General features: G+C 59.8%; 21 protein-coding genes. 12 read left to right on the plus strand and 9 right to left on the minus strand.

Annotation, left to right across the window (positions count from 1 at the left end):
• Nucleotides 1-78: 78 nt before the first annotated feature.
• The 4 genes from AB9N64_RS23260 to yaaA form a co-directional block, all read right to left on the minus strand.
• Entirely contained in the window at nucleotides 79-1,245 is a 1,167-nt protein-coding gene (locus AB9N64_RS23260) for an alginate biosynthesis protein Alg44 (protein ID WP_014717008.1), read from the minus strand.
• 37 nt (nucleotides 1,246-1,282) lie between these two features.
• A complete protein-coding gene (gene alg8 / locus AB9N64_RS23265; RefSeq protein WP_003188740.1) occupies nucleotides 1,283-2,764 on the minus strand; it encodes a mannuronan synthase in 1,482 nt (493 codons plus the stop codon).
• A gap of 83 nt (nucleotides 2,765-2,847) precedes the next feature.
• The gene (locus tag AB9N64_RS23270) at nucleotides 2,848-4,164 is read right to left on the minus strand and encodes a nucleotide sugar dehydrogenase (protein ID WP_014717010.1); all 1,317 of its coding nucleotides are present in this window, start codon (nucleotides 4,162-4,164) and stop codon (nucleotides 2,848-2,850) included.
• Between the two features lie 878 nt (nucleotides 4,165-5,042).
• Entirely contained in the window at nucleotides 5,043-5,822 is a 780-nt protein-coding gene (gene yaaA, locus AB9N64_RS23275) for a peroxide stress protein YaaA (RefSeq protein WP_019817626.1), read from the minus strand.
• A 120-nt stretch (nucleotides 5,823-5,942) separates the two neighbouring features.
• Between yaaA and AB9N64_RS23280 the strand changes: the two genes are divergently transcribed.
• The 6 genes from AB9N64_RS23280 to moaE all read left to right on the plus strand — a co-directional run bounded on the left by AB9N64_RS23280 (nucleotide 5,943) and on the right by moaE (nucleotide 14,100).
• On the plus strand, nucleotides 5,943-7,067 hold the full coding sequence (locus AB9N64_RS23280) for a polysaccharide deacetylase family protein (protein WP_014717012.1): 1,125 nt from the start codon (nucleotides 5,943-5,945) through the stop codon (nucleotides 7,065-7,067).
• A gap of 340 nt (nucleotides 7,068-7,407) precedes the next feature.
• On the plus strand, nucleotides 7,408-8,802 hold the full coding sequence (locus tag AB9N64_RS23285; RefSeq protein WP_003188745.1) for a PhoH family protein: 1,395 nt from the start codon (nucleotides 7,408-7,410) through the stop codon (nucleotides 8,800-8,802).
• 295 nt (nucleotides 8,803-9,097) lie between these two features.
• Complete coding sequence (locus AB9N64_RS23290) at nucleotides 9,098-12,826, plus strand: autotransporter domain-containing protein (protein WP_371359683.1); 3,729 nt, start codon at nucleotides 9,098-9,100, stop codon at nucleotides 12,824-12,826.
• Nucleotides 12,827-12,935: 109 nt separating this feature from the next.
• Complete coding sequence (moaC, locus tag AB9N64_RS23295) at nucleotides 12,936-13,409, plus strand: cyclic pyranopterin monophosphate synthase MoaC (RefSeq protein WP_014717015.1); 474 nt, start codon at nucleotides 12,936-12,938, stop codon at nucleotides 13,407-13,409.
• Entirely contained in the window at nucleotides 13,406-13,648 is a 243-nt protein-coding gene (moaD, locus tag AB9N64_RS23300; RefSeq protein WP_014717016.1) for a molybdopterin converting factor subunit 1, read from the plus strand. Before moaC ends, moaD begins: the two co-directional genes overlap by 4 nt.
• 2 nt (nucleotides 13,649-13,650) lie before the next feature.
• Nucleotides 13,651-14,100: a molybdopterin synthase catalytic subunit MoaE gene (gene moaE / locus AB9N64_RS23305; RefSeq protein WP_014717017.1), complete on the plus strand. Its 450-nt coding sequence runs from the start codon at nucleotides 13,651-13,653 to the stop codon at nucleotides 14,098-14,100.
• 128 nt (nucleotides 14,101-14,228) lie between these two features.
• Here moaE and rhlB read toward each other — a convergent pair whose 3' ends face one another.
• Both rhlB and AB9N64_RS23315 read right to left on the minus strand, forming a co-directional pair.
• Nucleotides 14,229-15,695, minus strand: a complete 1,467-nt coding sequence (gene rhlB / locus AB9N64_RS23310; protein ID WP_014717018.1) for an ATP-dependent RNA helicase RhlB — start codon at nucleotides 15,693-15,695, stop codon at nucleotides 14,229-14,231.
• Between the two features lie 95 nt (nucleotides 15,696-15,790).
• Nucleotides 15,791-16,447 (minus strand): alpha/beta hydrolase, encoded by a 657-nt coding sequence (locus AB9N64_RS23315; protein WP_014717019.1) that lies wholly within the window; start codon nucleotides 16,445-16,447, stop codon nucleotides 15,791-15,793.
• 346 nt (nucleotides 16,448-16,793) lie between these two features.
• Between AB9N64_RS23315 and AB9N64_RS23320 the strand changes: the two genes are divergently transcribed.
• The 4 genes from AB9N64_RS23320 (at nucleotide 16,794) to AB9N64_RS23335 (ending at nucleotide 20,963) form a co-directional block, all read left to right on the plus strand.
• Nucleotides 16,794-17,825: an amino acid ABC transporter substrate-binding protein gene (locus AB9N64_RS23320; protein ID WP_014717020.1), complete on the plus strand. Its 1,032-nt coding sequence runs from the start codon at nucleotides 16,794-16,796 to the stop codon at nucleotides 17,823-17,825.
• A 72-nt stretch (nucleotides 17,826-17,897) separates the two neighbouring features.
• On the plus strand, nucleotides 17,898-19,079 hold the full coding sequence (locus AB9N64_RS23325) for an amino acid ABC transporter permease (protein ID WP_106111012.1): 1,182 nt from the start codon (nucleotides 17,898-17,900) through the stop codon (nucleotides 19,077-19,079).
• Nucleotides 19,080-19,089: 10 nt separating this feature from the next.
• A complete protein-coding gene (locus AB9N64_RS23330; protein WP_191949116.1) occupies nucleotides 19,090-20,187 on the plus strand; it encodes an amino acid ABC transporter permease in 1,098 nt (365 codons plus the stop codon).
• 11 nt (nucleotides 20,188-20,198) lie between these two features.
• Nucleotides 20,199-20,963 carry an amino acid ABC transporter ATP-binding protein gene (locus tag AB9N64_RS23335; RefSeq protein WP_003188759.1) on the plus strand — a complete coding sequence of 255 codons (765 nt, stop codon included), beginning with the start codon at nucleotides 20,199-20,201 and terminating at the stop codon, nucleotides 20,961-20,963.
• Nucleotides 20,964-21,016: 53 nt separating this feature from the next.
• On the opposite strand, the gene AB9N64_RS23340 is transcribed toward AB9N64_RS23335, so the two are convergent.
• Together AB9N64_RS23340 and AB9N64_RS23345 are read right to left on the minus strand one after the other, a co-directional pair.
• A complete protein-coding gene (locus tag AB9N64_RS23340; RefSeq protein WP_014717023.1) occupies nucleotides 21,017-21,499 on the minus strand; it encodes a type II toxin-antitoxin system MqsA family antitoxin in 483 nt (160 codons plus the stop codon).
• Nucleotides 21,496-21,807, minus strand: coding sequence for a type II toxin-antitoxin system MqsR family toxin (locus AB9N64_RS23345; RefSeq protein ID WP_019817631.1), 312 nt, complete (start codon nucleotides 21,805-21,807; stop codon nucleotides 21,496-21,498). The genes AB9N64_RS23340 and AB9N64_RS23345 overlap by 4 nt, the downstream gene beginning before the upstream one ends.
• A gap of 159 nt (nucleotides 21,808-21,966) precedes the next feature.
• Between AB9N64_RS23345 and AB9N64_RS23350 the strand changes: the two genes are divergently transcribed.
• Both AB9N64_RS23350 and AB9N64_RS23355 read left to right on the plus strand, forming a co-directional pair.
• On the plus strand, nucleotides 21,967-22,626 hold the full coding sequence (locus AB9N64_RS23350; protein ID WP_019817632.1) for a FadR/GntR family transcriptional regulator: 660 nt from the start codon (nucleotides 21,967-21,969) through the stop codon (nucleotides 22,624-22,626).
• Nucleotides 22,616-23,881 carry a CynX/NimT family MFS transporter gene (locus AB9N64_RS23355; protein ID WP_014717026.1) on the plus strand — a complete coding sequence of 422 codons (1,266 nt, stop codon included), beginning with the start codon at nucleotides 22,616-22,618 and terminating at the stop codon, nucleotides 23,879-23,881. The genes AB9N64_RS23350 and AB9N64_RS23355 overlap by 11 nt, the downstream gene beginning before the upstream one ends.
• On the opposite strand, the gene AB9N64_RS23360 is transcribed toward AB9N64_RS23355, so the two are convergent.
• Nucleotides 23,878-24,519 (minus strand): DUF1120 domain-containing protein, encoded by a 642-nt coding sequence (locus tag AB9N64_RS23360; protein WP_020301231.1) that lies wholly within the window; start codon nucleotides 24,517-24,519, stop codon nucleotides 23,878-23,880. The two genes, AB9N64_RS23355 and AB9N64_RS23360, sit on opposite strands and share 4 nt — an antisense overlap.
• Nucleotides 24,520-24,521: the final 2 nt, after the last annotated feature.

Below are 24,521 nucleotides of genomic sequence, written 5' to 3' on the forward strand. Positions count from 1 at the left end.
CGCCTGCATCGCGGGCAAGCCCGGCTCCCACAGAGGTCAGCGGTGTTGTTGGAATAGAGTTCACAGGCATGTCCTCGCTTACAGACCGTGAGCCATGGCTTTGTCGATCAGCCAGTTCAGCGATGGGCCACGGTCACTGGTGACTTCCACCGGGCGGCCGGCGTAGGTGCTGTCCAGCGGTGCGTCGGGCTTGATCTGCACACGGATGTCAGAGGACAGGTCGGCGCTGTTCAGGCTGGTGCTGCTGACGATGGTGCCGGTGCGAACCTGTTCTTCGTCGGCGACCTGGAAGCTCACCGGGGTACCTGGGCGCACATCACCGAACTGGCGATAGCTGAAGCGCGCTTCCACATTGGCCTGGCTGCCGCGTGGCACCAGTTGGAAGATCACATCGCCCTTGCTGGCGTACTGGCCGTCGGCGACCAGTTGCTGGGCGACCACGCAGTCGCACGGCGAAGTCAGGGTGCCGGTCATTTGCTTGCCGAACAGCTCTTCAACCTTGGCCGGTTGCAGTTGGTCTTCGTCCAGGTGGCCCTTGAGTACGTCGAGCATACTGGTGCTGAACGTCGCCAGTGGCGCGCCCTTGGCCGCAACCGAATCACCTTTGAGCAGGCTCTGCACGGTGCCGTCACGGGGCATGGTCACGTTCATGCCCGGTACGCTGACGAGGCCGGCCTGGGCGTGGCTGACGAAGTACATGCCGTAGAGCGACTTGACCACAAAGCCGAAGGCTGCCAGGCCGACCAAAAAGATCGCCAGGCTGAATGTCACGGCGCGCAGGCGACCGAACGCAGTCATGCCGCTGCCGCCGTCCTTGACCTTGCGTGCCTTGGTGAAGTTGTCGCGTTGCAGGGTCGCGAGTACGTCGCCCATGGTCACGATGTCGCCGGACAGGTGCGAAGTGATCAGGTGACGCAGGGTAGAAATATCCTGGGCATCGAGGTTCTGGAACTGGCAGCCGGTGCGGCCGGTCTGGCGGTCGTAGGAGCGGATCTGCAGCTCCACGTCCATGGCCAGGCCGAGGTTGTCGATCACGAACTGCAGGCGGCCCTTGTGCACTTGGCCGATGGTGAGCGGCTGGGTGGCGGTGAAGGCCAGGCCGCCGGCGGACAGGTCGATAACCTTTGCTTCGGTCGGCGTGCGGTCACTGTTGAAGAAGCGCAGCTTGGCCGGGATTTTCACCCGGGCGTGTTGGCGCTGGGCTTCGGATTCGTGGACAACGTTGGCGTTTACTTGGCTGTTCATAGTATTCGATTTCCTAGTTAATTCAGGCTTGGCAGGGTCAGACCATCATCAGCAACACGGCAACGAAGATGCTGCCGGCGGAGAAGGTCATGGTCCGAGACGACCAGGTGTTGAACCAACGTTGAAAGCTGGCCAAATCGCGGGTCAGTTTGGTGTCCTGGCGGGTCCAGGACTGTTGATCAAGGCGGAAGAACACGTAGATCTTCACCAACGCGCCCATGATCTGGTTGTAATAGAGAATCAGCGGGTAGGCCGGGCCGATCTTGTGGCCGGAGCACGACAGCAGCAGGGTGAGGATCAGGCGGGTGATGCCGATCCACAGCAGGTAGGCGAGGATGAAGGCGCCGCCGTACTTGAAAGTGGCAATCATCGCTACGGTCAGGCCGAGCAGGGAGGTCCACATCGACACGCGCTGGTCGAACAGCACCACGCTGGTGAACAGGCCCAGGCGACGCACGCCCAGGCCGAGGGCACGGGAGTTCTGGCGCAAGTTGTTGCCGTACCAGCGGAACATCAGTTTGCGGCTGGCCTTGATAAAGCTCTTTTCCGGCGGGTGTTCCACGGTGTTGATGGCGGCGTCCGGCACGTAGAAGGTGTCGTAGCCCAGGCGCATCAGGCTGAACCAGCTGGACTTGTCATCGCCGGTGAGGAACTTGAAGCGGCCCAGGCGCCAGTGTTGCAGCGAGTCGCTTTCCACGTCGGCGATAAAGCCCGGGTCAGTCACTACGCTGGCGCGGAATACCGACATGCGCCCGGTCATGGTCAGCACGCGCTTGGACAGGGCCATGGAGCACATGTTGATGTGGCGTTGGGCAAAGCGCAGCTTGTGCCACTCGCTCATGATGTAGCCGCCGCGCACTTCGCAGAATTCGTTGGTGGTCAGGCCACCGACATTGCCGAACAGCTGGAACCACGGCACGGTCTTGCGCACTACGCCTTCGGCGAGCACGGTGTCGCCATCGATCACGGCCACCACGGCGCGATCGTCCGGCAGGTGGCGGGAGATGGCGCGGAAACCAAACGCCAGGCCGTCGCGTTTGCCGGTACCGGCGATGCGCACGAAGTCGAGCTTGACGTGAGCCGGCGGGTTGAGCTTTTCCCAGAGGCTCTTGACCAGCAGCTCATCGGACATTTCCACCAGCGAGCACACCACGGTGGTGGGAAAGCCGCAGTCGATGGCTTCACGAATCACCGAGCTGTAGACCTGGGCGGTGGTCAGCGCGTCGATACGGAAACTGGTGACCATCAGGAACACATGGGACGGGTCGGCGGCCTTGCCCAGCTTGCGCACTTTGCGGCGCAGGTGCGGGTACACCACGTACAGGAACAGCATGCCGCGAAAGAAATGCGTCGCACCCATCGAGTAGCGCCAGATACCCACAGCGCCAATCAGGAAAATAAAATTCTTCGATTGCGAATCGAAGGTACTCGCCGGCAACAGCAGGGCGAGACCCATCAGCAGGCTGAGAAAGAACAGCCAGCCGGCCGATTGCAGAAATACATGTTTTAACTTGGACATAAGCGTCATCCGCAAGGTGAGGAGGCTTCAGGCTGCAAGCGCTGGGGATAAAGCCACTGGCAGCCTGAAACTTGCCGTTGCTGTTACCAGCAAATACCTTCGGTACGGCCGCTCACGCTGGTGGCCTTGGACATGAAGCCCACCAGGTCGACCACTTGCTTGCCTTCCGGAGCGTTATGCGCCAGGGCACGGAACTTCTCGTCACGGTTACCGAGGATGATCACGTCGGAGTTGTTGATCACATCATCGAAATCCGAGTTGAGCAGGGACGACACGTGCGGGATCTTGCCTTCGATGTAGTCCTTGTTCGCGCCGTGCACGCGGGCGTATTCGACGTTGCTGTCGTAGATGCTCAGGTCGTAGCCCTTGCCGATCAGCATTTCCGCCAGTTCTACCAATGGGCTTTCACGCAGGTCATCGGTGCCGGCCTTGAAGCTCAGGCCCAGCAGCGCAACTTTGCGTTTGTCGTGGCTGGAGACGATGTCGAAGGCGTTCTGTACCTGGGACTCGTTGCTGCGCATCAGCGAGTTGAGCAGCGGTGCTTCCACGTCCAGGGAGCCGGCGCGGTAGGTGAGGGCACGCACGTCTTTGGGCAGGCACGAACCGCCGAAAGCGAAACCTGGGCGCATGTAGTACTGGGACAGGTTGAGGGTCTTGTCCTGGCAGACCACTTCCATCACTTCACGACCGTCAACGCCGACGGCCTTGGCGATGTTGCCGATCTCGTTGGCGAAGGTGACTTTGGTGGCGTGCCATACGTTGCAGGTGTACTTGATCATTTCGGCAACGGCGATGTCCTTGCGGATGATCGGCGCGTCGAGTTCTTCGTACAGCGATTGCAGCACATCGCCGGAGGCTTTATCAAACTCGCCGATAACGGTCATCGGTGGCAGGTCGTAGTCGGCGATGGCAGTGGATTCACGCAGGAATTCGGGGTTGACCGCAACGCCGAAGTCGACGCCGGCTTTCTTGCCGGAGCAGTCTTCCAGGATCGGGATTACCACGTTGGCGACAGTGCCCGGCAGTACGGTGCTGCGCACCACGATGGTGTGGCGGGTGGTCTTGTCACGCAGCACAAAACCGATCTCGCGGCATACCGACTCGATGTAGTTCAGTTCCAGGTCACCGTTCTTCTTGCTTGGCGTGCCGACGCAAATCATCGACAGGTCGGTATCGCGAATCGCCTCGGCGAAGTTGGTAGTGCCACGCAGTCGGCCCGTCTGGATACCCTGGCTCAACAGCTCGCCCAGACCCGGTTCAACAATCGGCGACTTACCGGCATTGATCAGGTCGATCTTTTCCTTGGAAATGTCTACGCCGACCACTTCGTGGCCACGGGCAGACAGGCAACCGGCACACACTGCGCCAACGTAACCCAAACCAAATATGCTGATGCGCATCGCAATTACCTCTTTGTTTAATTCATGCCATTAAATGGCCGGAGTTCATGTTTGCAAGCGTCACTGATGCCGCGAAAGTTAGGCGAATAGACGCCGACTTACCGCGTGCAGGCATGTTGAATAACGAGTGACTAACTATTGCACTCAAGTTGTGCGCAACGAGGCCTTATTATTGGGGCTTGCCCTGAAATGCAGCCGTGCTTCCTTGGAGGAAGGCTCCGGCGCCGGTGCGGCAAGGTTTTGATGCAGGCAAAATGCCTTTTTTATCAATGCCTTGTGTGTTTGCACGGGCTCATTTAGGTCAGCGCTGCCTTGGCCTGCAGGGGATAGCAATGCGTACTTATCGCCACCCTTAACTCGATCAGTTGATGTTATGACCATAGAACCAAAGTGCTTTATGACAACTTGGCTACTTCCGTTGGTCGCTATGTAAGTCATCTCTTACGTAAGCAGAGAATTTCGTTACCGGTGGTATGAGCGGTGCTTCAGGACGAAGTTCCGGGCCACTCATCCCCTTTCCCGAAATTTTTTGAAATATTAGAAAAGATGGCACTGGTACTATATTGATAGCACTTGCTATTTAGGCCAGTAGTTATGGGGAGTTGGTGCGAGGGGATAGTTTTGTGCCACTACCGTTTAAAAAAAGTGGTGCCACTACGAAAAAAACCGACGGGTGTCGAGTGAAGAAATCGTTAGGGTTGTGTCTGGATGTTTTTCTGGCGCCAAATAAATGACGATTGATGGGGTGGAATGCAGGCAAAAAATGTGGGAGCTGGCTTGCCTGCGATAGCGGTGTATCAGCGACATGTGAGTCGGCTGACCCTCCGCTATAGCAGGCAAGCCAGCTCCCCCAGTTGATGTTGGTGGCTGTACAGGCCTTATTCCGGTGCGTGATCGCGCAAAAACACTAGGTTATCCGGCTTGGATTGCTCCGCATTGAAGCGATAACCCTGCACATCGAACTGCTTGAGCTTGGCCGGGTCGTTGATGCGTTCTTCAATCACAAAACGGCTCATCATGCCTCGGGCCTTTTTGGCGTAGAAGCTGATGATCTTGTACTGACCGTTCTTCAGGTCCTTGAACTCGGTATTGATGATCCGCGCGTTCAAGGCCGTGCGCTTGACTGCCGAGAAGTACTCATTGGAGGCCAGGTTAAGCAGCACATCGTCGCCTTGTTCGGCCAGGGCCTCATTCAACCATTCGCTGATGCGTGTGCCCCAGAACGCGTAAAGGTCCTTGCCGCGGGCGTTGGCCAGCTTGGTGCCCATCTCCAGGCGATACGGCATCATCAGGTCCAGCGGACGCAGCAGGCCGTACAGGCCCGAGAGCATACGCAGATGGTCCTGGGCATAGCTGAAATCGGCCTCGCTGAAAGTCTCGGCATTCAGGCCGGTATACACATCGCCCTTGAACGCCAGCAGCGCCTGCTTGGCGTTGGCCGGAGTGAAGGCCGGCGTCCAGCTGCCGAAGCGCGCGGCGTTGAGGCCACCGATCTTGTCGGAGACGTGCATCAGCTCACTGATTTGCGCCGGGCTCAGTTCGCGCAGTTGCTCGATCAGTTCCTGGGAGTGGTCCAGGTACTGCGGCTGGGTGAAGCGCGCAGTGACCGGCTTGGACTCGAAGTCGAGGGTTTTGGCGGGGGAAATCACCATCAGCATGAAGTTGGCTCCTGGAATCGTGGGCGAGATTCTAGGGGTTGGGGCGTTTTGACTCCACCTATGATGGCGATAGATGCGATCCGCTATGATGGGCGGTAACTCTGTAGAGGGAGACCCCGTGTGCGATTAGCGCTTTTATTGTCCGCTTGCCTGCTGTGCCTGAATGCCCAGGCCGCGCCGGTGGATGTCGCCAGCCTGGACCGTGGTACCTGGCCGGAAAAACTCGCCAGCCCGGCGCTGTTCGATGTGGCTTCGCGGGCGGAGATCCTGATGTTCGCCCACGGCCTGCTCGCCAGCGAAGCCCTGGACGACGCGGCGCTCAAGCAACGGCTGGGTCTGAAGATCATCAACCTGGCCGCCATCGATGACCTGCGTCGCCAGCTCTGGCAACGGCTGTTGGAGAACTACACATTCGCCCAGCAGAGCTGCGAAGCAGATGCCTCGTTCTGCTACCTGGTGGAAAACATGGACGATCTGCGCGAGCAGGCCGGCAAGTTCGAGGTCAGTGACAACTCTTTCTATATAGGCTGGGCTGCCCCCAGTCGGCACTTTCATGAGCGCTATCTGGATGAGCTGCTGCGCAAGGCTGCGCTGTTTCCGCAGATCAGCAGTGAAGTGGCGCGCTTTGGCGATCATGAGCGCAATGGCGACGAGCTCAACGATCGCATGTTCCTGCTGACCTTCGACGGTGGCCCGGCGTTGATGGGCGGTAATACCGATTGGCTGACCGACTACCTGCGCAAGCAAAAGATGAACGCCGCGTTCTTCGCCCTTGGCAGCAGTTTGCAAAGCCGTGTGGAGCGCAGTTCTGTCTCGGATGTGCAGGCGCTGTATCAGGGGCAGTGCGTGGGTATCCAGGGGTGGCAATACCGTTCCCATAGCCATTGGGTTGACTGGCAAAGCTCCATCACCCGCAGCGCAGCGCTGGTGCAGAATCTGCTGCCGGAAAACTATGTGCCGCTGTTCCGTCCGCCCTATGGGCAGCGCCGTGCGGACAGCCAGGGCTTCTTCCAGCAACAGGGTTTGCAGGTGGCGTTATGGGACATCGATTCCCAGGACGAGCCGGGCAAGCTCAAGGCCGATGAGTCGGCGCAACGGGTGCTGACGTTGATGCTGCTATGGCGCAAAGGCGTGATCGTGTTTCATGACACCCAGGACAAGGCGCGGGTGGCATTGCCGATGGTATTGCAGGCAACGACGCAGAGTGGCTTGGGTTGGCAGGAGTGTCGCGAGGCATTTCGATGAAGTGCCCGGCTTTGCTGGCGATGGGGTCTTTTCGGGGTGATTTGCTACGACATTTCGATGCAGGCGGACTTCCGACTTTAACGGGGTACATGGCACTCGGCTAGTGCTATTCGTCATCCTGAAAAATAAACTTCAAAAAAACGTCAAAGTGCTTTTTCCTGTCATGGGTTTTGCGGTATTACGAAGTCAGATCGCCGAAACCTGCAGCACAGGTGGCGTCTTCCAAGACTCCTCCTGTGGGCACTGCACTTGACCTTGTTCAAGGTGCAATCGGTGGTCGAATCGAGGCGCAGCACCGCCCAGGTATTGCGTCGAATGGCTCCCACAAAGGTGACCGAGTATGGATGATCATGGACGTAACCCTTCTTCCGACCAGCCAATCCTTTATGTGCTTGATACCAACGTATTGATCCACGATCCAAACGCACTGCTGAACTTCGAAGAACACCACGTCGCCATCCCGATGATCGTGCTTGAGGAACTCGACAAACTCAAAAGCGGCCACCACAGCGTTGCCGCCGAATGCCGCCAGGCCATCCGCCTGATCGACAAGACCCTGGGTGAAGCCTCGCCCGAGGACGTTGAAGTCGGCGTACCGATCCAGCGTGGCAAGGGCGGCCCGAAGGGCTTGCTGTCGATCCTGATGAGCAAGCGCAGCGAGCCCAACAGCCTGCTGCCGGAAAACCTGAACGACAACAAAATCATCAACCAATTGATCGACCTGCACGCCCGCGACAAGGATCTGCGCGTGGTGCTGGTGACCAAAGACATCAATATGCGCCTCAAGGCACGAGCGTGTGGGATCGCTGCCGAGGACTACAGTACCGACCAACTGGTCGACGATGTGTCGATGCTCTCGCGTGGTTATCACATGATGACCGGCTCGTTCTGGGACCGTGTCAGCAAGGTCGAAACCCGTCAGGACCACGGCCGCACCTGGCATCAGGTACAGCTGATCGACAACCTGCCGGCCGTGCATATCAATGAGTTTATCGTCGATGAACAGGGCTTCGTGGGCTGGATCAAAGAGATCCAGGTCGACAAGCTGCTGATCCTCGACCTGCATCAGGAACCCCTGTTGCACCAGGAAGCCTGGGGCCTGAAACCGCGTGATATCTACCAGAGCCTGGCGCTGTATGCGCTGCTCGATCCAGACATTCACCTGGTCAACCTGACCGGCGCCGCAGGTTCGGGCAAAACCATCCTGGCCCTGGCCGCCGCCATCGAACAGACCATGGTCACCAAACGCTATCGCCGCATCATCGCCACCCGCAGCGTGCAGGGCCTGGACCAGGAAATCGGCTTTCTGCCCGGTACCGAGGCGGAAAAAATGGAGCCGTGGCTGGGGGCGATTACCGACAACCTCGAAGCCTTGCACATGGATGACGAAAACACCCATGGCAGCGTCGACTACATCCTCAGCAAAGTGCCGTTGCAGTTCAAATCCCTCAACTACATCCGAGGTCGCAGCTTCCAGCAGAGCCTGATTCTGATCGATGAATGCCAGAACCTCACACCGCACCAGATGAAAACCATCATCACCCGTGCCGGCGCCGGTTCCAAAGTGGTGTGCCTGGGCAACCTGGCGCAGATCGACACCCCTTACCTGTCCGCGACCAGCTCCGGGCTGACTTACCTGACGGAACGCTTCAAGGACTTCCCGAACGGCGTGCACATTGCGCTGCAAGGGGTACCGCGTTCGATCCTGGCTGAATACGCCGAGTCCCATCTATAACTACGCTGAACCCGCTGCGAAAAGCCCTGGATTTTTCACGAAATCCGGGGTTTTTGTTATGTGCGACATTTGCCTGCGTTAACGCGTCCTGGGTGCTTGTGGTTTCTGTAATTATTTTGTTACATTTTTTCTGCGGTAAAAACAATAAGAACACTGCTTGACCCCGTCGGAACGCCACCTCCTTGATTCGACGAACGCTTGGAAAACCTGTCCAGGGTTTTCACCGTGACCCTGCCTATTACAAAAGCCCGAAACACCGCTCATTGATGACGCACATATCCAAAGGGAAAGGAAAATGGACGTAGCAGGTAATGGCTTCACTGTGTCGCAACGCAATCGTACCCCCCGTTTCAAGACCATCCCCCTCACACCCATAGCACTCGGCCTGGCGTTATGGCTGGGCCACGGTTCCATGGCCAGGGCAGACGATAACCCTTACACCCCGCAGGTATTGGAGTCGGCGTTCAGGACAGCCGTCGCCTCATTCGGCCCTGAGACTGCCGTGTACAAAAACCTCAGGTTTGCCTACGCGGATATCGTCGATCTCGCGGCCAAGGATTTCGCCGCCCAGTCCGGTAAGTTCGATTCGGCCCTCAAGCAAAACTACGAGCTACAACCCGAAAACTTGACCATCGGCGCCATGCTCGGCGACACCCGGCGGCCACTGGACTATGCCTCGCGCCTGGATTACTACCGCAGCCGGCTGTTCAGCAACAGCGGCCGTTACACCACTAATATCCTCGACTTTTCCAAAGCCATTATCGCCAACCTGCCGGCCGCCAAGCCTTACACTTACGTCGAGCCGGGCGTTAGCAGCAACCTCAGCGGGCAGTTGAACGCAGGCCAGTCCTGGGCTGGGGCAACCCGTGACTGGAGCGCCAACGCGCAAACCTGGAAGACCCCGGAAGCCCAGGTCAACTCCGGCCTGGACCGCACCAACGCGTATTACGCCTATGCCCTGGGCATCACTGGCAAGGGGGTCAATGTTGGCGTGCTGGACTCGGGCATCCTCACCGAACACTCCGAGTTCCAGGGCAAGAACGCTCAGGGCCAGGACCGGGTGCAGGCGGTGACCTCCACGGGCGAGTACTACGCCACCCACCCGCGCTACCGCCTTGAAGTGCCCAGCGGCGAGTTCAAGCAGGGCGAACATTTCAGCATCCCAGGGGAATACGACCCCGCGTTCAACGACGGGCATGGCACAGAAATGTCCGGGGTGCTGGCCGCCAACCGCGACGGCACCGGTATGCACGGCATTGCCTTCGACGCCAATCTGTTTGTCGCTAACACCGGCGGCAGCGACAACGACCGCTACCAAGGCTCCAACGACCTCGACTACAACGCATTCATGGCCAGCTACAACGCCCTGGCGGCGAAGAACGTGGCGATCGTCAACCAGAGCTGGGGGCAGAGCTCGCGTAATGACGTGGAGAACCACTTCGGCAACGTCGGCGACAGCGCCGCGCAGAACCTGCGCGACATGACCGCCGCCTATCGCCCGTTCTGGGACAAAGCCCACGCCGGGCAGAAAACCTGGATGGACGCCATGGCCGATGCGGCCCGGCAAAACACGTTCATCCAGATCATCTCTGCGGGCAACGACAGCCACGGTGCCAACCCGGACACCAATGCGAACCTGCCGTTTTTCAAGCCGGATATCGAAGCTAAGTTCCTCTCCATCACCGGCTACGACGAGACCAGCGCCCAGGTCTACAACCGTTGCGGTACCTCCAAGTGGTGGTGCGTGATGGGCGTGTCGGGCGTCCCGTCCGCCGGCCCCGAGGGCGAAATTATCCCGAATGCCAACGGCACCTCGGCCGCCGCGCCGAGCGTTTCCGGAGCCCTGGCGTTGGTGATGCAGCGCTTCCCCTATATGACGTCCAGCCAGGCGCGGGACGTGTTGCTGACCACCTCCAGCCTGCAGGCGCCGGATGGCCCGGACACGCCGGTTGGCGAGCTGACCGGAGGCCGCACCTATGACAACCTGCAACCGGTGCATGATGCCGCGCCGGGTGTCCCACAAGTACCAGGTGTGGTCAGTGGCTGGGGCTTGCCCAACCTGCAAAAAGCTATGCAAGGGCCGGGGCAGTTCCTCGGTGCGGTAGCAGTGGCGTTGCCCAGCGGTACCCGCGATATCTGGGCCAACCCGATTTCCGATGAGGCCATTCGCGCCCGTCGCGTAGAAGACGCTGCCGAACAGGCGACCTGGGCCGCCACCAAGCAGCAAAAAGGCTGGCTCGATGGCCTGCCCGCCAATGCCTCGGCCGACGATCAGTTTGAATACGACATTGGTCATGCCCGGGAGCAGGCAACACTCACCCGCGGCCAGGACGTGCTCACCGGCAGCACCTACGTCGGTAGCCTGGTCAAGTCCGGGGATGGCGAGTTGGTGCTGGAAGGCCAGAACAGCTATTCGGGCAGTACTTGGGTGCGCGGAGGCAAATTGTCGGTGGACGGCGCATTGACCTCTGCCGTGACGGTAGATAGCAGCGCCGTAGGCACGCGCAATGCCGATAACGGCGTGATGACCACACTGGGCGGCACCCTGGCCGGCAACGGCACGGTGGGCGCCTTGACCGTCAACAACGGTGGGCGAGTGGCCCCGGGGCATTCGATTGGCACACTGCGCACCGGCGATGTCACGTTCAACCCGGGTTCGGTGTATGCCGTCGAAGTCGGGGCCGATGGCCGCAGCGACCAGTTGCAGAGCAGCGGGGTGGCGACCCTCAATGGCGGTGTGGTGAACGTGTCCCTGGAGAACAGCCCCAACCTGTTGACCGCCACCGAGGCGCGCAGCTTGCTGGGCCAGCAGTTCAATATCCTCAGTGCCAGCCAAGGTATCCAAGGGCAGTTTGCAGCGTTTGCCCCCAACTACCTGTTCATTGGCACTGCGCTCAACTATCAACCGAACCAATTGACCCTGGCGATAGCCCGCAACCAGACCACCTTCGCCAGTGTCGCGCAAACCCGCAATGAGCGAGCGGTGGCGACGGTGGCCGAGACATTGGGCGCTGGCAGCCCGGTCTACGAAAGCCTGTTGGCGTCGGATTCCGCCGCCCAGGCGCGGCAGGGCTTCAAGCAACTTTCAGGGCAATTGCATTCGGACGTGGCCGCAGCGCAAATGGCTGACAGCCGCTACCTGCGTGAAGCGGTCAACGCTCGCCTGCAACAGGCGCAGGCACTGCACTCCAGCGCGCAGATCGACAGCCGTGACAACGGCGGTTGGGTACAGCTACTCGGTGGACGCAACAACGTCAGTGGTGACAACAACGCCAGCGGCTACTCCTCGTCCACCAGCGGCGTACTGCTGGGCCTGGACACCGAGGTGAACGACGGCTGGCGTCTGGGGGCGGCGACCGGTTACACCCAAAGCCACCTTAACGGCCAGTCGGCGTCGGCCGACAGCGACAACTATCACCTGTCGGTCTACGGCGGCAAACGCTTCGAGGCGATTGCCCTGCGCCTGGGCGGTGCCAGCACCTGGCACCGTCTGGACACTTCGCGTCGGGTGGCCTATGCCAATCAGTCAGACCATGCCAAAGCCGACTACAACGCGCGCACCGACCAAGTGTTTGCCGAGATCGGCTACACCCAATGGCGCGTGCTTGAACCCTTCGCCAACCTCACGTATCTGAACTATCAAAGCGACTCGTTCAAGGAAAAAGGCGGTGCTGCAGCCTTGCATGCCAGCCAGCAAAGCCAGGACGCGACGCTCTCCACCCTGGGCGTGCGTGGCCATACTCAGTTGCCACTCACGTCCACCTCGGCGGTGACCCTGCGCGGTGAGCTGGGGTGGGAGCACCAGTTTGGTGACACCGATCGTGAAGCTTCTCTGAAGTTTGCCGGTAGTGACACGGCCTTCACCGTCAACAGCGTGCCTGTGGCGAGGGATGGCGCGGTGATCAAAGCCAGTGCGGAAATGGCCCTGACCCAGGACACCTTGGTGTCGTTGAACTACAGCGGCTTGCTCTCCAACCGAGGGAACAATAACGGAATCAATGCCGGGTTTACTTTCCGGTTCTAACCTTGAATGTAGGAGCGAGCAAGCTCGCTCCTACAGGATGGGATAAACAGCCCTGCGCAAATTTTGACCCACAGGTTTACAATCGCTGCTCCTGATCAGGAGTATTGCTGTGCTGACTCATCTCGATTCCCAAGGTCGCGCCCACATGGTCGACGTCACCGACAAAGCCGTGACGTTCCGTGAGGCCGTGGCGCAAGCGCGGGTGCGCATGCTGCCCGCCACCCTGCAAATGATTGTCGACGGCGCCCATCCCAAAGGCGACGTGTTTGCCGTGGCCCGCATTGCCGGGATCCAGGCAGCGAAAAAAACCAGTGACTTGATCCCTCTGTGCCACCCGTTGATGCTCACCGGCGTCAAGGTGGAGCTGAGTGCCGACGGTACAGACGCGGTTCGTATCGTGGCGCGCTGCAAACTCTCCGGGCAGACCGGCGTTGAGATGGAAGCCCTGACCGCCGCCAGCGTCGCCGCACTGACGATTTACGACATGTGCAAGGCGGTGGATCGCGGCATGACCATTGAGAGTATTCGCCTGCTGGAAAAGCTGGGCGGTAAGAGCGGGCATTTCAAGGCGGATGAGCAATGAGTATCAACGTACTGTTTTTTGCGCGCTACGCCGAAGCGGTGGGCTTCGATTCGCTGGAGATGGAAGGTGAGTTTGCCACTGTTGACGCCGTGCGCCTCGCGCTGGCTGCTGATCCGGAATTCGCCGTGCTCAACGAAGCGAGCCTGATGTGTGCGCGCAACGAGGAGTTGTGCAGCCTGGACGAGCCGGTGCAAGCCGGCGATGAAGTCGCCTTCTTCCCACCCGTGACCGGAGGCTGATCATGGCCATTCGTGTGCAGGTCGAAGCCTTTGATCCAGGTGCCGAAGTCAACGCCATGCACGCGGCCAACGTGGGCGTGGGCGCGGTGGTGAGCTTTGTCGGCTATGTACGCGACTTCAATGACGGGCGCGAGGTGTCGGGGATGTTTCTTGAACACTACCCCGGCATGACCGAAAAAGCCCTGGCCAAGATCGCCGTGGAAGCCGAACAGCGCTGGCCGTTGCTCAAGCTGGAGGTGCTGCACCGTATCGGCACGCTGGAACCGGGCGAGCCGATTGTGTTTGTCGGCGCGGCCAGTGCGCACCGGCAGGCGGCGTTTGATGCTTGTGCCTTTGTAATGGACTACTTGAAGACGCGGGCGCCGTTCTGGAAGAAGGAAAACACCAGCGAGGGGCCGCGTTGGGTAGAAGGGCGCAGCAGTGACCACGCCGCAGCGGATCGCTGGAAGTAGCCAGCCAGACGTAGAAACCAATGTGGGAGCTGGCTTGCCTGCGATAGCATCACTCGGAGTGACTGAAAAACCGAGGTGTCTGCATCGCAGGCAAGCCAGCTCCCACATTTTTTTATCGCATTCCTGTATCAGGGGCGTTTGCGTTCTACAGCCCGCAGCAAGTGCGTCGGCGGCGTCTCACAGCTGATCTTGCGCCCCAGCAACGCCTCGATGGACGGCAGCTGGTACGAGTCATCTTCCCCTGCAAAGCTGATCGACACACCCGCTGCCCCGGCACGTCCGGTACGGCCAATGCGGTGCACATAGTCGTCCGGCACTTCCGGCAGGGTGAAGTTGATCACGTGGCTGATGCCGTCGATATGAATACCGCGACCGGCTACATCGGTAGCCACCAGCACGCGGATCTTGCCTTCACGGAAGCCTTCCAGGGTCTTGATGCGCTTGTGCTGCGGCACATCACCCGACAGTTGCGCAGCGTTGACGCCGTCGCGCACCAGGCGCTCTTCAATGCGGCGCACTTCGTCCTTGCGGTTGGCGAAGACCATCACGCGTTCCCAACCGTTGTCGTTGACCAGGTTGTAGAGCAGCTTGTACTTGTCGGCACCGGCGACGGCGTAGATATGCTGCTCGACGTTTTCGCTGGCAACGTTGAGTGCTTCGATCTCGACGATGGATGGGTCGGTGGTCCACTGCTTGGCGAGGTTCATCACGTCTTCGGTGAAAGTCGCGGAGAACAGCAAAGTCTGACGCTCGGCTTTCGGCGGCGTCTGACGAATGATCTGGCGTACTTGCGGGATAAAGCCCATGTCGAGCATGCGGTCGGCTTCGTCCAGTACCATCACTTCGACCATGTCCAGGTGCACGTCGCCACGCTGGTTGAAGTCGAGCAGGCGGCCCGGGGTGGCGACGAGGATGTCGCAATGACGGGCCTCAAGGTGCTTGAGCTGCTTGTCGAAGTCCATGCCGCCCACGAACGTCATGACGTTGAGGCCGGTGTACTTGGTCAGGTCGGCGGCGTCCTTGGCGATCTGCACCACCAGCTCCCGGGTCGGGGCGATGATCAGCGCACGCGGTTCACCCATGTAGCGCTCTTTGGGCGGCGGCGTTTGCAGCAATTGGGTGATGATCGAGATCAGGAACGCGGCGGTCTTGCCGGTGCCGGTCTGGGCGCGGCCGATGGCGTCTTTGCCCGCGAGGGTGAAGCCCAGCACTTGCGCCTGGATGGGCGTGCAGTACGGGAAACCCAGGTCCTGGATGGCGTGCATCAGTTCCGGGGCCAGTTTGAAATCGTGGAAGCGGGTCTTGCCTTCCTGGGGTTCGACGACGAAGTCTTCGAGTTTCCAGGGGGTCACGGGCGGCTTGGGCGCACGTTCGCGACGGGGCTTGGCCACAGGCGTCGGGGCGGGCTCGGCAGGCTTTACCTGTTCAGGCGGCGTCACCGTGGTTTTGCTAGGTGAGGCGGCGGGTGCGTTCCGGCCGGGCTGTTGACCGTCATTGCGGTTGCCGGGCTTGGGGGCAGGAGCACTGGGAACAGGCGCGAGCGGCTCAGCCTCGCTTTTGCCGAACATCTTCTTGAGTGCTTTGAGCACGGTCATCTCATTAATTGGTTAAGGAATGTACGCCGGCCAGTGTAATGCAAGAATCGAGCGCGGCGTAGTGCGTCTGTCATACGGCTACATAAACACGGGGTTCAGCGCAGGCGTTCAGTCAGCCAGGTGCCAATATCGTGTATCTCTTGGGGTAACACTTCGTGGCCCATTGGGTATTCCTGCCATGTCACGGTGACACCACGGCCCTTCAAATGCTCGTAGGCGCTGCGGCCCATGGCGTTTTGTACCACTTCGTCGTACTGGCCGTGCAGGCACAGCGTGGGGATGCGTTGCTGGCTGGCGGATAATTCCAGCTCATTATCGAAGGTGGGCGCATAGGTGGAGAGGGCGATCACACCGCCCAAGGGGCCCTCCCATTTCTTAAACGCGGTGTGGAAGACCACCGCGCCACCTTGAGAAAAACCGGCGAGGAAAATTCGCGAGGTGTCTATTCCGGTTCTCTGTTGCGCCTCGATCAGGTCGGTGACCATTTTTGCCGACGCTTCCAGTTCTTCCAGGCTGATCGAACGGGCCGGGCTCATGGCCTTGATGTCGTACCAGCTAGGCATCTCGTAGCCACCATTAATGGTCACCGGACGCGTAGGTGCCTGGGGCAAAACGAAGCGGGTGGTCAGCAGGGTTTCCTGCAGGGCTTCGGCCACCGGCAAGAAGTCGTAGCGATCGGCGCCCAGGCCATGCAACCAGATAACGCAGGCGTCTGCGGGCTTGGCGGGCTGAAGAATCAAGGGTTCGGTCATGTCTGCTCCATAGATGTGCGGGCGCTCCGATGAGGTGCGTCGGAACGGTGCGCAACAGGTTGATCTGTTAAGAGAATGTCGCAAGGCTGAATCTTTTGCCATGTAACCGCAGTTGCAGCCACTCGACCAAGACTCTGGTACGCGCCTTGCTATGTGTAGCTCGATGTCAGAACTCTCCTAGGACGGTAACACTATCAGTGACTGCCGCCTGTGGGAAAGCAACTGGAATTACCGCAAAAACCTCATGCTGCTTGGCCCCAAAAAAAACCAACACGGGTCGATATCGCCTCATAAGGGTGCGCTGAGGTTGGAGCTCCGACACAACAAGAGCAATTGGAGGTTTGTAATGAAGGTATTGAAATCCACCCTGGCCATCGTCTCTGCGGCGGCTGTACTGGGTGTCAGTGGTTTTGCCCACGCGGGCGCCACCCTGGACGCCGTGCAGAAGAAAGGCTTTGTGCAGTGCGGTGTGAGTGACGGCCTGCCGGGTTTCTCGGTGCCGGATGCCAGCGGCAAGATCCTCGGGATCGACGCTGACTATTGCCGCGCGGTGGCGGCTGCCGTATTTGGCGATGCCACCAAGGTCAAGTTCAGCCAGTTGAACGCCAAGGAGCGTTTCACCGCGCTTCAATCCGGCGAAGTCGACATCCTGTCGCGCAACACCACCATGACCAGCTCGCGCGACGCGGGCATGGGCCTGAAATTCCCGGGCTTCATTACCTACTACGACGGCATCGGCTTTCTGGTGAACAACAAGCTGGGCGTGAAAAGTGCCAAGGAACTGGATGGTGCAACCATCTGCATCCAGGCCGGTACCACCACCGAGCTGAACGTTTCCGACTATTTCCGCGCCAACAACCTCAAATACACCCCGATCACCTTCGACACCTCCGATGAAAGCGCCAAGTCGCTGGAATCCGGGCGTTGCGACGTACTGACTTCCGACAAGTCCCAGCTGTTCGCCCAGCGCAGCAAGCTGGCCTCGCCGAAAGACTACGTGGTGCTGCCGGAAACCATTTCCAAGGAGCCCCTGGGCCCGGTCGTGCGTAACGGCGATGACGAGTGGCTGGCCATCGTGCGCTGGGTGGGCTACGCCATGCTCAACGCGGAAGAGGCCGGTGTGACCTCCAAGAACGTCGAGGCTGAAGCCAAGGCCACCAAGAACCCGGACGTTGCGCGTCTGCTCGGTGCCGACGGCGAATACGGCAAAGATCTGAAAGTGAAGAAGGACTGGGTGGTACAGATCGTCAAGCAAGTGGGTAACTACGGCGAGATGTTCGAGCGCAACCTGGGCAAGAGCACGCCGCTGGAAATCGACCGTGGCCTGAACGCCCTGTGGAACAACGGCGGCATTCAATACGCACCCCCTGTGCGCTGATCGCTGATGGTTCTGTCACCCGGTAGGCCAACTGCCGGGTGATGTTCTGTTCCATTATTTTCGGGGCACTTCATGCAAAATAAAATCGGCGCACCCAAGCAGAAGCTCAGCTTCAGCGACCCCAAAGTGCGTGCGTGGCTGTTCCAGATCATCACGATCGTGGCGGTGGTCTCGCTGGGCTGGTACCTGTTCCATAACACCCAGACCAACCTGCAACACCGGGGCATCACCTCGGGTTTCGACTTTCTTGAGCGCAGTGCCGGCTTCGGCATCGCGCAGCACTTGATCGACTACACCGAATCGGACAGCTATGCCCGGGTGTTTGTCATCGGCCTGCTCAACACTTTGCTGGTGACCGTCATCGGTGTGGTGCTGGCAACCCTGCTCGGCTTCATCATCGGCGTGGCGCGCTTGTCGCCTAACTGGATGATCAACAAGCTGGCGACGGTGTACGTGGAGGTGTTCCGCAATATTCCGCCGCTGTTGCAGATCCTGTTCTGGTACTTCGCGGTGTTCCTGACCATGCCAGGGCCGCGCAACAGCCATAACTTCGGTGACACCTTCTTTGTCAGCAGCCGTGGCCTGAACATGCCGGCAGCGCTGGCCTCCGACGGGTTCTGGCCGTTTGTCGCCAGCCTGGTGGTCGCCATCGTTGCCATCGTGCTGATGACCCGCTGGGCCAACAAGCGCTTTGAGGCGACGGGGGTTCCCTTCCATAAATTCTGGGCGGGCCTGGCGCTGCTGGTGGTGATCCCGGCGTTGTGCGTGTTGATCTTCGGTACGCCATTGCATTGGGAAATGCCCAAGCTTGCGGGCTTCAACTTCGTCGGTGGCTGGGTGCTGATCCCTGAGTTGTTGGCGTTGACCCTGGCGTTGACTGTGTACACGGCGGCGTTTATTGCGGAGATCGTGCGCTCGGGCATCAAGTCCGTCAGCCATGGCCAGACCGAAGCGGCACGTTCACTAGGCCTGCGCCCGGGGCCGACGCTGCGCAAGGTCATCATCCCGCAAGCGCTGCGCGTGATCATTCCGCCGCTGACCAGCCAATACCTGAACCTGGCGAAAAACTCGTCGTTGGCCGCCGGTATCGGTTATCCGGAAATGGTTTCGCTGTTTGCCGGCACGGTGCTCAACCAGACCGGCCAGGCCATTGAAGTCATTGCCATCACCATGAGCGTGTACCTGGCGATCAGCATCAGCATTTCCCTGCTGATGAACTGGTACAACAAGCGCATTGCGCTGATCGAGCGGTGAGGACACACCCATGACTACGCATACGTTCAAACCTGACATGCCACCGCCGAGCAAAGTCTTCGGGCCGGTGGCCTGGATGCGCGCCAACTTGTTCTCGAGCTGGCTCAATTCACTGCTGACCTTGCTGGCGATCTACCTGGTGTACCTGGTGGTGCCACCGATCCTGCACTGGGCCATCCTCGATGCCAACTGGGTGGGCACCACCCGCGCCGACTGCACCAAGGAGGGCGCCTGCTGGGTGTTTATCCAACAGCGCTTCGGGCAGTTCATGTATGGCTACTACCCCGTCGACCTGCGCTGGCGCGTGGACATGACGGTGTGGCTGGCCATCGTGGGCGTGGCGCCGTTGTTCATCTCGCGTTTCCCTCGCAAGGCGATCTACGGCCTGGGCTTTCTGGTGTTGTACCCGATCATCGCCTACTGCTTGCTGCACGGCGGCGTGTTCGGCCTGAGTAATGTGGCGACCAGCCAATGGGGCGGCCTGATGCTGACCCTGGTGATCGCCACCGTGGGCATTGCCGGCGCCTTGCCGCTGGGCATTGTGCTGGCGCTGGGACGGCGTTCGAACATGCCCGCCATTCGGGTGGTCTGCGTGACCTTCATCGAGTTCTGGCGCGGCGTGCCGTTGATCACCGTGCTGTTCATGTCGTCGGTGATGCTGCCGCTGTTCCTGCCTGAAGGCATGAACTTCGACAAGCTGCTGCGGGCGCTGATCGGTGTGATCCTGTTCCAGTCGGCCTATGTGGCCGAAGTGGTGCGCGGTGGTTTGCAGGCGATTCCCAAGGGCCAATACGAAGCCGCTGCGGCGATGGGACTGGGCTACTGGCGCAGCATGGGCCTGGTGATCTTGCCGCAGGCCTTGAAGATGGTGATCCCAGGGATCGTCAACACCTTCATCGCCCTGTTCAAGGACACCAGCCTTGTGATCATCATCGGCCTGTTCGACCTGCTCAACAGCGTCAAGCAAGCCGCCGCCGACCCCAAATGGCTGGGCATGGCCACTGAAGGCTACGTGTTCGCCGCCCTGGTGTTCTGGATTTTCTGTTTTGGTATGTCGCGCTATTCCATGCATCTGGAACGCAAGCTCGACACAGGCCACAAGCGTTAGGAGTTCTTTTTATGAGCGAAGCAATCAAACAGCCTGTGAGCCCTGAAGGCATTATCCAGATGCAGGGCGTCAACAAATGGTACGGCCAGTTCCATGTGTTGAAAGACATCAACCTCAACGTCAAGCAGGGCGAGCGTATTGTGCTGTGCGGCCCTTCGGGGTCGGGCAAGTCCACCACCATCCGCTGCCTCAACCGCCTGGAAGAGCACCAGCAGGGCCGCATTGTGGTCGATGGCGTGGAGCTGACCAACGACCTCAAGCAGATCGAAGCGATCCGCCGTGAAGTCGGCATGGTGTTCCAGCACTTCAACCTGTTCCCGCATTTGACCATCCTGCAAAACTGCACGCTGGCGCCGATGTGGGTGCGCAAGATGCCCAAGCGCAAGGCCGAGGAAATCGCCATGCACTACCTGGAGCGTGTGCGCATTCCGGAGCAGGCCCACAAGTTTCCCGGGCAGCTTTCAGGTGGCCAGCAACAGCGCGTGGCGATTGCCCGCGCGCTGTGCATGAAGCCCAAAATCATGTTGTTCGATGAGCCGACGTCGGCGCTGGATCCTGAGATGGTGAAAGAGGTGCTGGACACCATGATCGGCCTGGCTGAAGACGGCATGACCATGTTGTGCGTGACCCACGAAATGGGCTTTGCCCGCACCGTGGCCAACCGCGTGATCTTCATGGACAAGGGCGAGATCGTGGAACAGGCGGCACCGAATGACTTCTTTGATAACCCGCAGAATGAGCGGACCCGGTTGTTCTTGAGCCAGATACTGCATTGATGGAGTGTTAAAAATAAACCCGGCCTGGTGCCGGGTTTGTTTTTTGCCCTCAGTCAGGGCGTCGTCGCGATCTCGTGTTCTTTGTGGGTTGTATGCGTGGTGTTACGCATATCAGCACCCTCACTCAAGGTTTTTGCATCAACGAGCAGATGCGGGTGGCGATCAAGCAAGCGCATAAGCACGACGAGGGATTTTGGCGCCAGCAGCTCACCGCGTTCGTAACGTGAAAGTGCGTTATGTCCGCCGCCGGAAAGCAGTTGCACAGTGTCCTTTTGTGAAAGATGCAATTTGCGACGAATGCGCTTTATCTCGTTACCGATCATTCGTCTGAAGCTGTAGACCATCTCATCACAGTGATCTGAATAGCGGTCCGCGTCTTCAGGGTCAAAGATCACCTCACCACAACTTTGGCACTCCCAGCCTGAAAGGTTGTCGATTCGGCGGTGCAAGCCTTTGACTTCCGATGTTTCGCTGCGACCCGAAAAATGCCGCATTCCGTCATGCTGGCCGCAGCTGAAGCACTGTTCTGTTTTCATAGGTTACTCTCCTTGAAGGAGATCACCGGAGGTTTACCGTCCGTGCGGTACGTCACCTTGATGTAGATCTCCAGGCCATGTGAGTGAATGTGATAAACGTCTTGCCAGACGCAATGGTCGCCATAACTTGTCATGGATTTAAACAGCATCTTGCCCGTTAGCTTGTAAACAACCTCCTGCATTTGCGTGATGCTCAGATCGAGCTTTTCCCCGCAGTTGCGTGCTGTTTTGGTAAAAGCTTGTTTTCCAAGCCGCCTGACATCCGCCTTGATCAGGGCCAAATCGTAATGAGGTGTGTACTTTTCCATAAGACACCTGAGTCCAATAATTACCCTCTAAGGGTAATTTTACCAATCGAAAATACTGCTCCTTTTCCTGCCTAAGAACCCTAGTGCGTTGCCTTTGTAGGCAACTCCGAATAGCCTGTAGGAAAATTCATCCTATGATTGGACGAAAGCGCTAAACCCATGACAGACATCGCCCCGCTGATCAAACGCTCCCTGGTCGACCAGGCCCTGGAGCAACTGCGCCTGCGCATCTCCCAAGGCGTATGGGCCATCGGCGAGCGCCTGCCCACCGAGCCCGAGTTGTCCGCCGAGCTGGGGATCAGCCGTAACACCGTGCGCGAGGCCATGCGGGTATTGGCCTTCTCTGGCTTGATCGACATTCGCCAGGGCGATGGTAGTTACCTGCGCTCGATGACCGACCCGCTGGGCACAATGCGGGCGCTGTCTCATTGCACGCTGGAGCAGGCGCAGGAGACGCGTCAGATTCTGGAAGTGGAGGCCATCGGCCTGGCTGCGTTGCGTCGTACCGAAGCGGACCTTACGGCGTTGCGCAAGGCGCTCGACCTCAGCGCCGAGCGTTATCACGGTGACCTGGAGGCCTATATCAGTGCCGACCTGATCTTCCACCAGCACTTGGTGGATGCGGCGCACAACCCAGCCTTGAGCGAGCTGTACCACTACTTCTCCGCCATTGTCGGCGCGCAGCTGCGCCAGACCCTGAACCGCTCACCGCGACGCCAGGCGGTGTTCGACCTGCATGGAGCGCTACTCGATGCGGTGGAACAACAAGACCCGGACCGCGCCAAATCCCTCTGCCGGCAGTTGATCAATGAACCCTGAAGCCCCACGCAAGACCGAACTCGAAGAACTGTTGATCGACGCCGAAGCTGACGACGACAGCGTGCAGCAGGCGCAGCCGAGCGTGGTTCGGCCATGGCTGCTGTTGCTGGGCCTGGTGTTGGTGGCCTTGAACCTGCGCCCGGCCTTGTCGAGCCTGTCGCCGTTGCTGGCAGAGGTTTCGAGCAGTTTAGGCCTGTCCGCCGCCAAGGCCGGTTTACTAACCACCTTGCCGGTGCTGTGCCTGGGCCTGTTTGCACCTACCGCGCCGATGCTGGCCCGGCGTTTCGGCGCCGAGCGCGTGGTGCTCGGCATCCTGCTGACCCTGGCCGCGGGGATCATCCTGCGCAGTTCGTTCGGTGAGGTGGGGTTGTTCCTCGGTAGCCTGGTTGCAGGTGCCAGCATTGGCATCATCGGCGTGTTGCTGCCGGGTATCGTCAAGCGCGATTTCGCCAGCCAGGCCGGCGCCATGACCGGTGTCTACACCATGGCGTTGTGCTTGGGCGCCGCCATGGCGGCCGGTGCCTCGGTGCCACTGAGCCACGCCTTTGGCGACAGTTGGAAGATCGGCCTGGGCTTCTGGATCCTGCCGGCCCTGGTGGCGGCCCTGGTCTGGTTGCCCCAGGTTGGGCAGAAGCACGGAGCCCATCGTGTGGCCTATCGTGTGAAGGGTTTATTGCGCGATCCGCTGGCCTGGCAGGTCACCCTGTACATGGGCCTGCAGTCGTCACTGGCCTACATCGTGTTCGGCTGGTTGCCGTCGATCCTGATCGGCCGCGGCCTGAGCGCGACCGAAGCCGGGTTGGCGCTGTCGGGCTCGATTATCGTGCAATTGCTCAGCTCCCTGGCCGCGCCGTGGCTGGCGACGCGGGGCAAGGACCAGCGCCTAGCGATCGTGGTGGTGATGCTGCTGACGCTCGGCGGCTTGTTCGGGTGCCTGTACGCGCCGCTGGATGGCCTGTGGGGTTGGGCGATTGTGCTGGGCCTGGGGCAGGGCGGGACTTTCAGCCTGGCGCTGACCCTGATCGTGTTGCGTTCACGCGATTCCCATGTGGCGGCCAACCTGTCGAGCATGGCCCAAGGCATTGGCTACACCCTGGCCTCCCTCGGCCCTTTCGCGGTCGGCCTGGTACATGACTGGACCGGCGGCTGGACGGCTATCGGCTGGATCTTCGCCGTGATCGGCCTGGGCGCTATCGTCGCGGGCCTCGGCGCCGGCCGTGCGCGCTATGTGCAAGTCACCAGCGAGAAAGTCTAGAGATACACCACTTCCAGCGTGGCCGAGCCATCGAGCGGTGTTTCTACGCTCAAGTCCAGATTCTTGCGCGCATTGATCACGGTCTGCACCGTCACCATGCCTCCCAGGATACCGATCGCCGTGGGCCCGCTGACGCTGCCCTCGACGTCCGTGAAGCCCAGGTAGCTCCTGGAGCCGATGTCGATGGGGTTGAGGTTGGAGGTTCGCCACGCCAGGCCACCGGTGGTGGATTCAGTGCCGTAGATCTGTGCGGTGTTGCTGGCCTGCGTCTGCCGAGGGTCGAAGGTCATGGAGTAGACTCCCAGGCGGTTACCGCTGTTATCGAACCCCAACCCGTAGTAAATCTCGCTGTTGACCATGGCCGAGCCGTCGCGGTTGTCAGCCATGCGCAAGGCATAGCGCACGGGGCCGTTGCAGGCAATGCCGATGTGCAGGTTCTTGACAGGCAGGCGCGTGGCGGTCTCCAGGTTCAGATCTTGTTGGGCAATCTTGCCGTAGTCGATCAGGCCGCCGCTGGAGAGTTGTGGCAAGCAGGCGGCGGGAATGATCAGGCCCTGGACGCTCAGGTCAACCGTGGAGGCCGCCAGTGCCTGGGCGCTGCCGCATAAAAGCAGGCTGCAAAGAAGGTGTCTTTTCATGA

The organism is Pseudomonas sp. KT_2_4, from assembly GCF_041410225.1.
In the GTDB taxonomy this organism is placed as follows: Bacteria; Pseudomonadota; Gammaproteobacteria; order Pseudomonadales; family Pseudomonadaceae; genus Aquipseudomonas; species Aquipseudomonas paracarnis.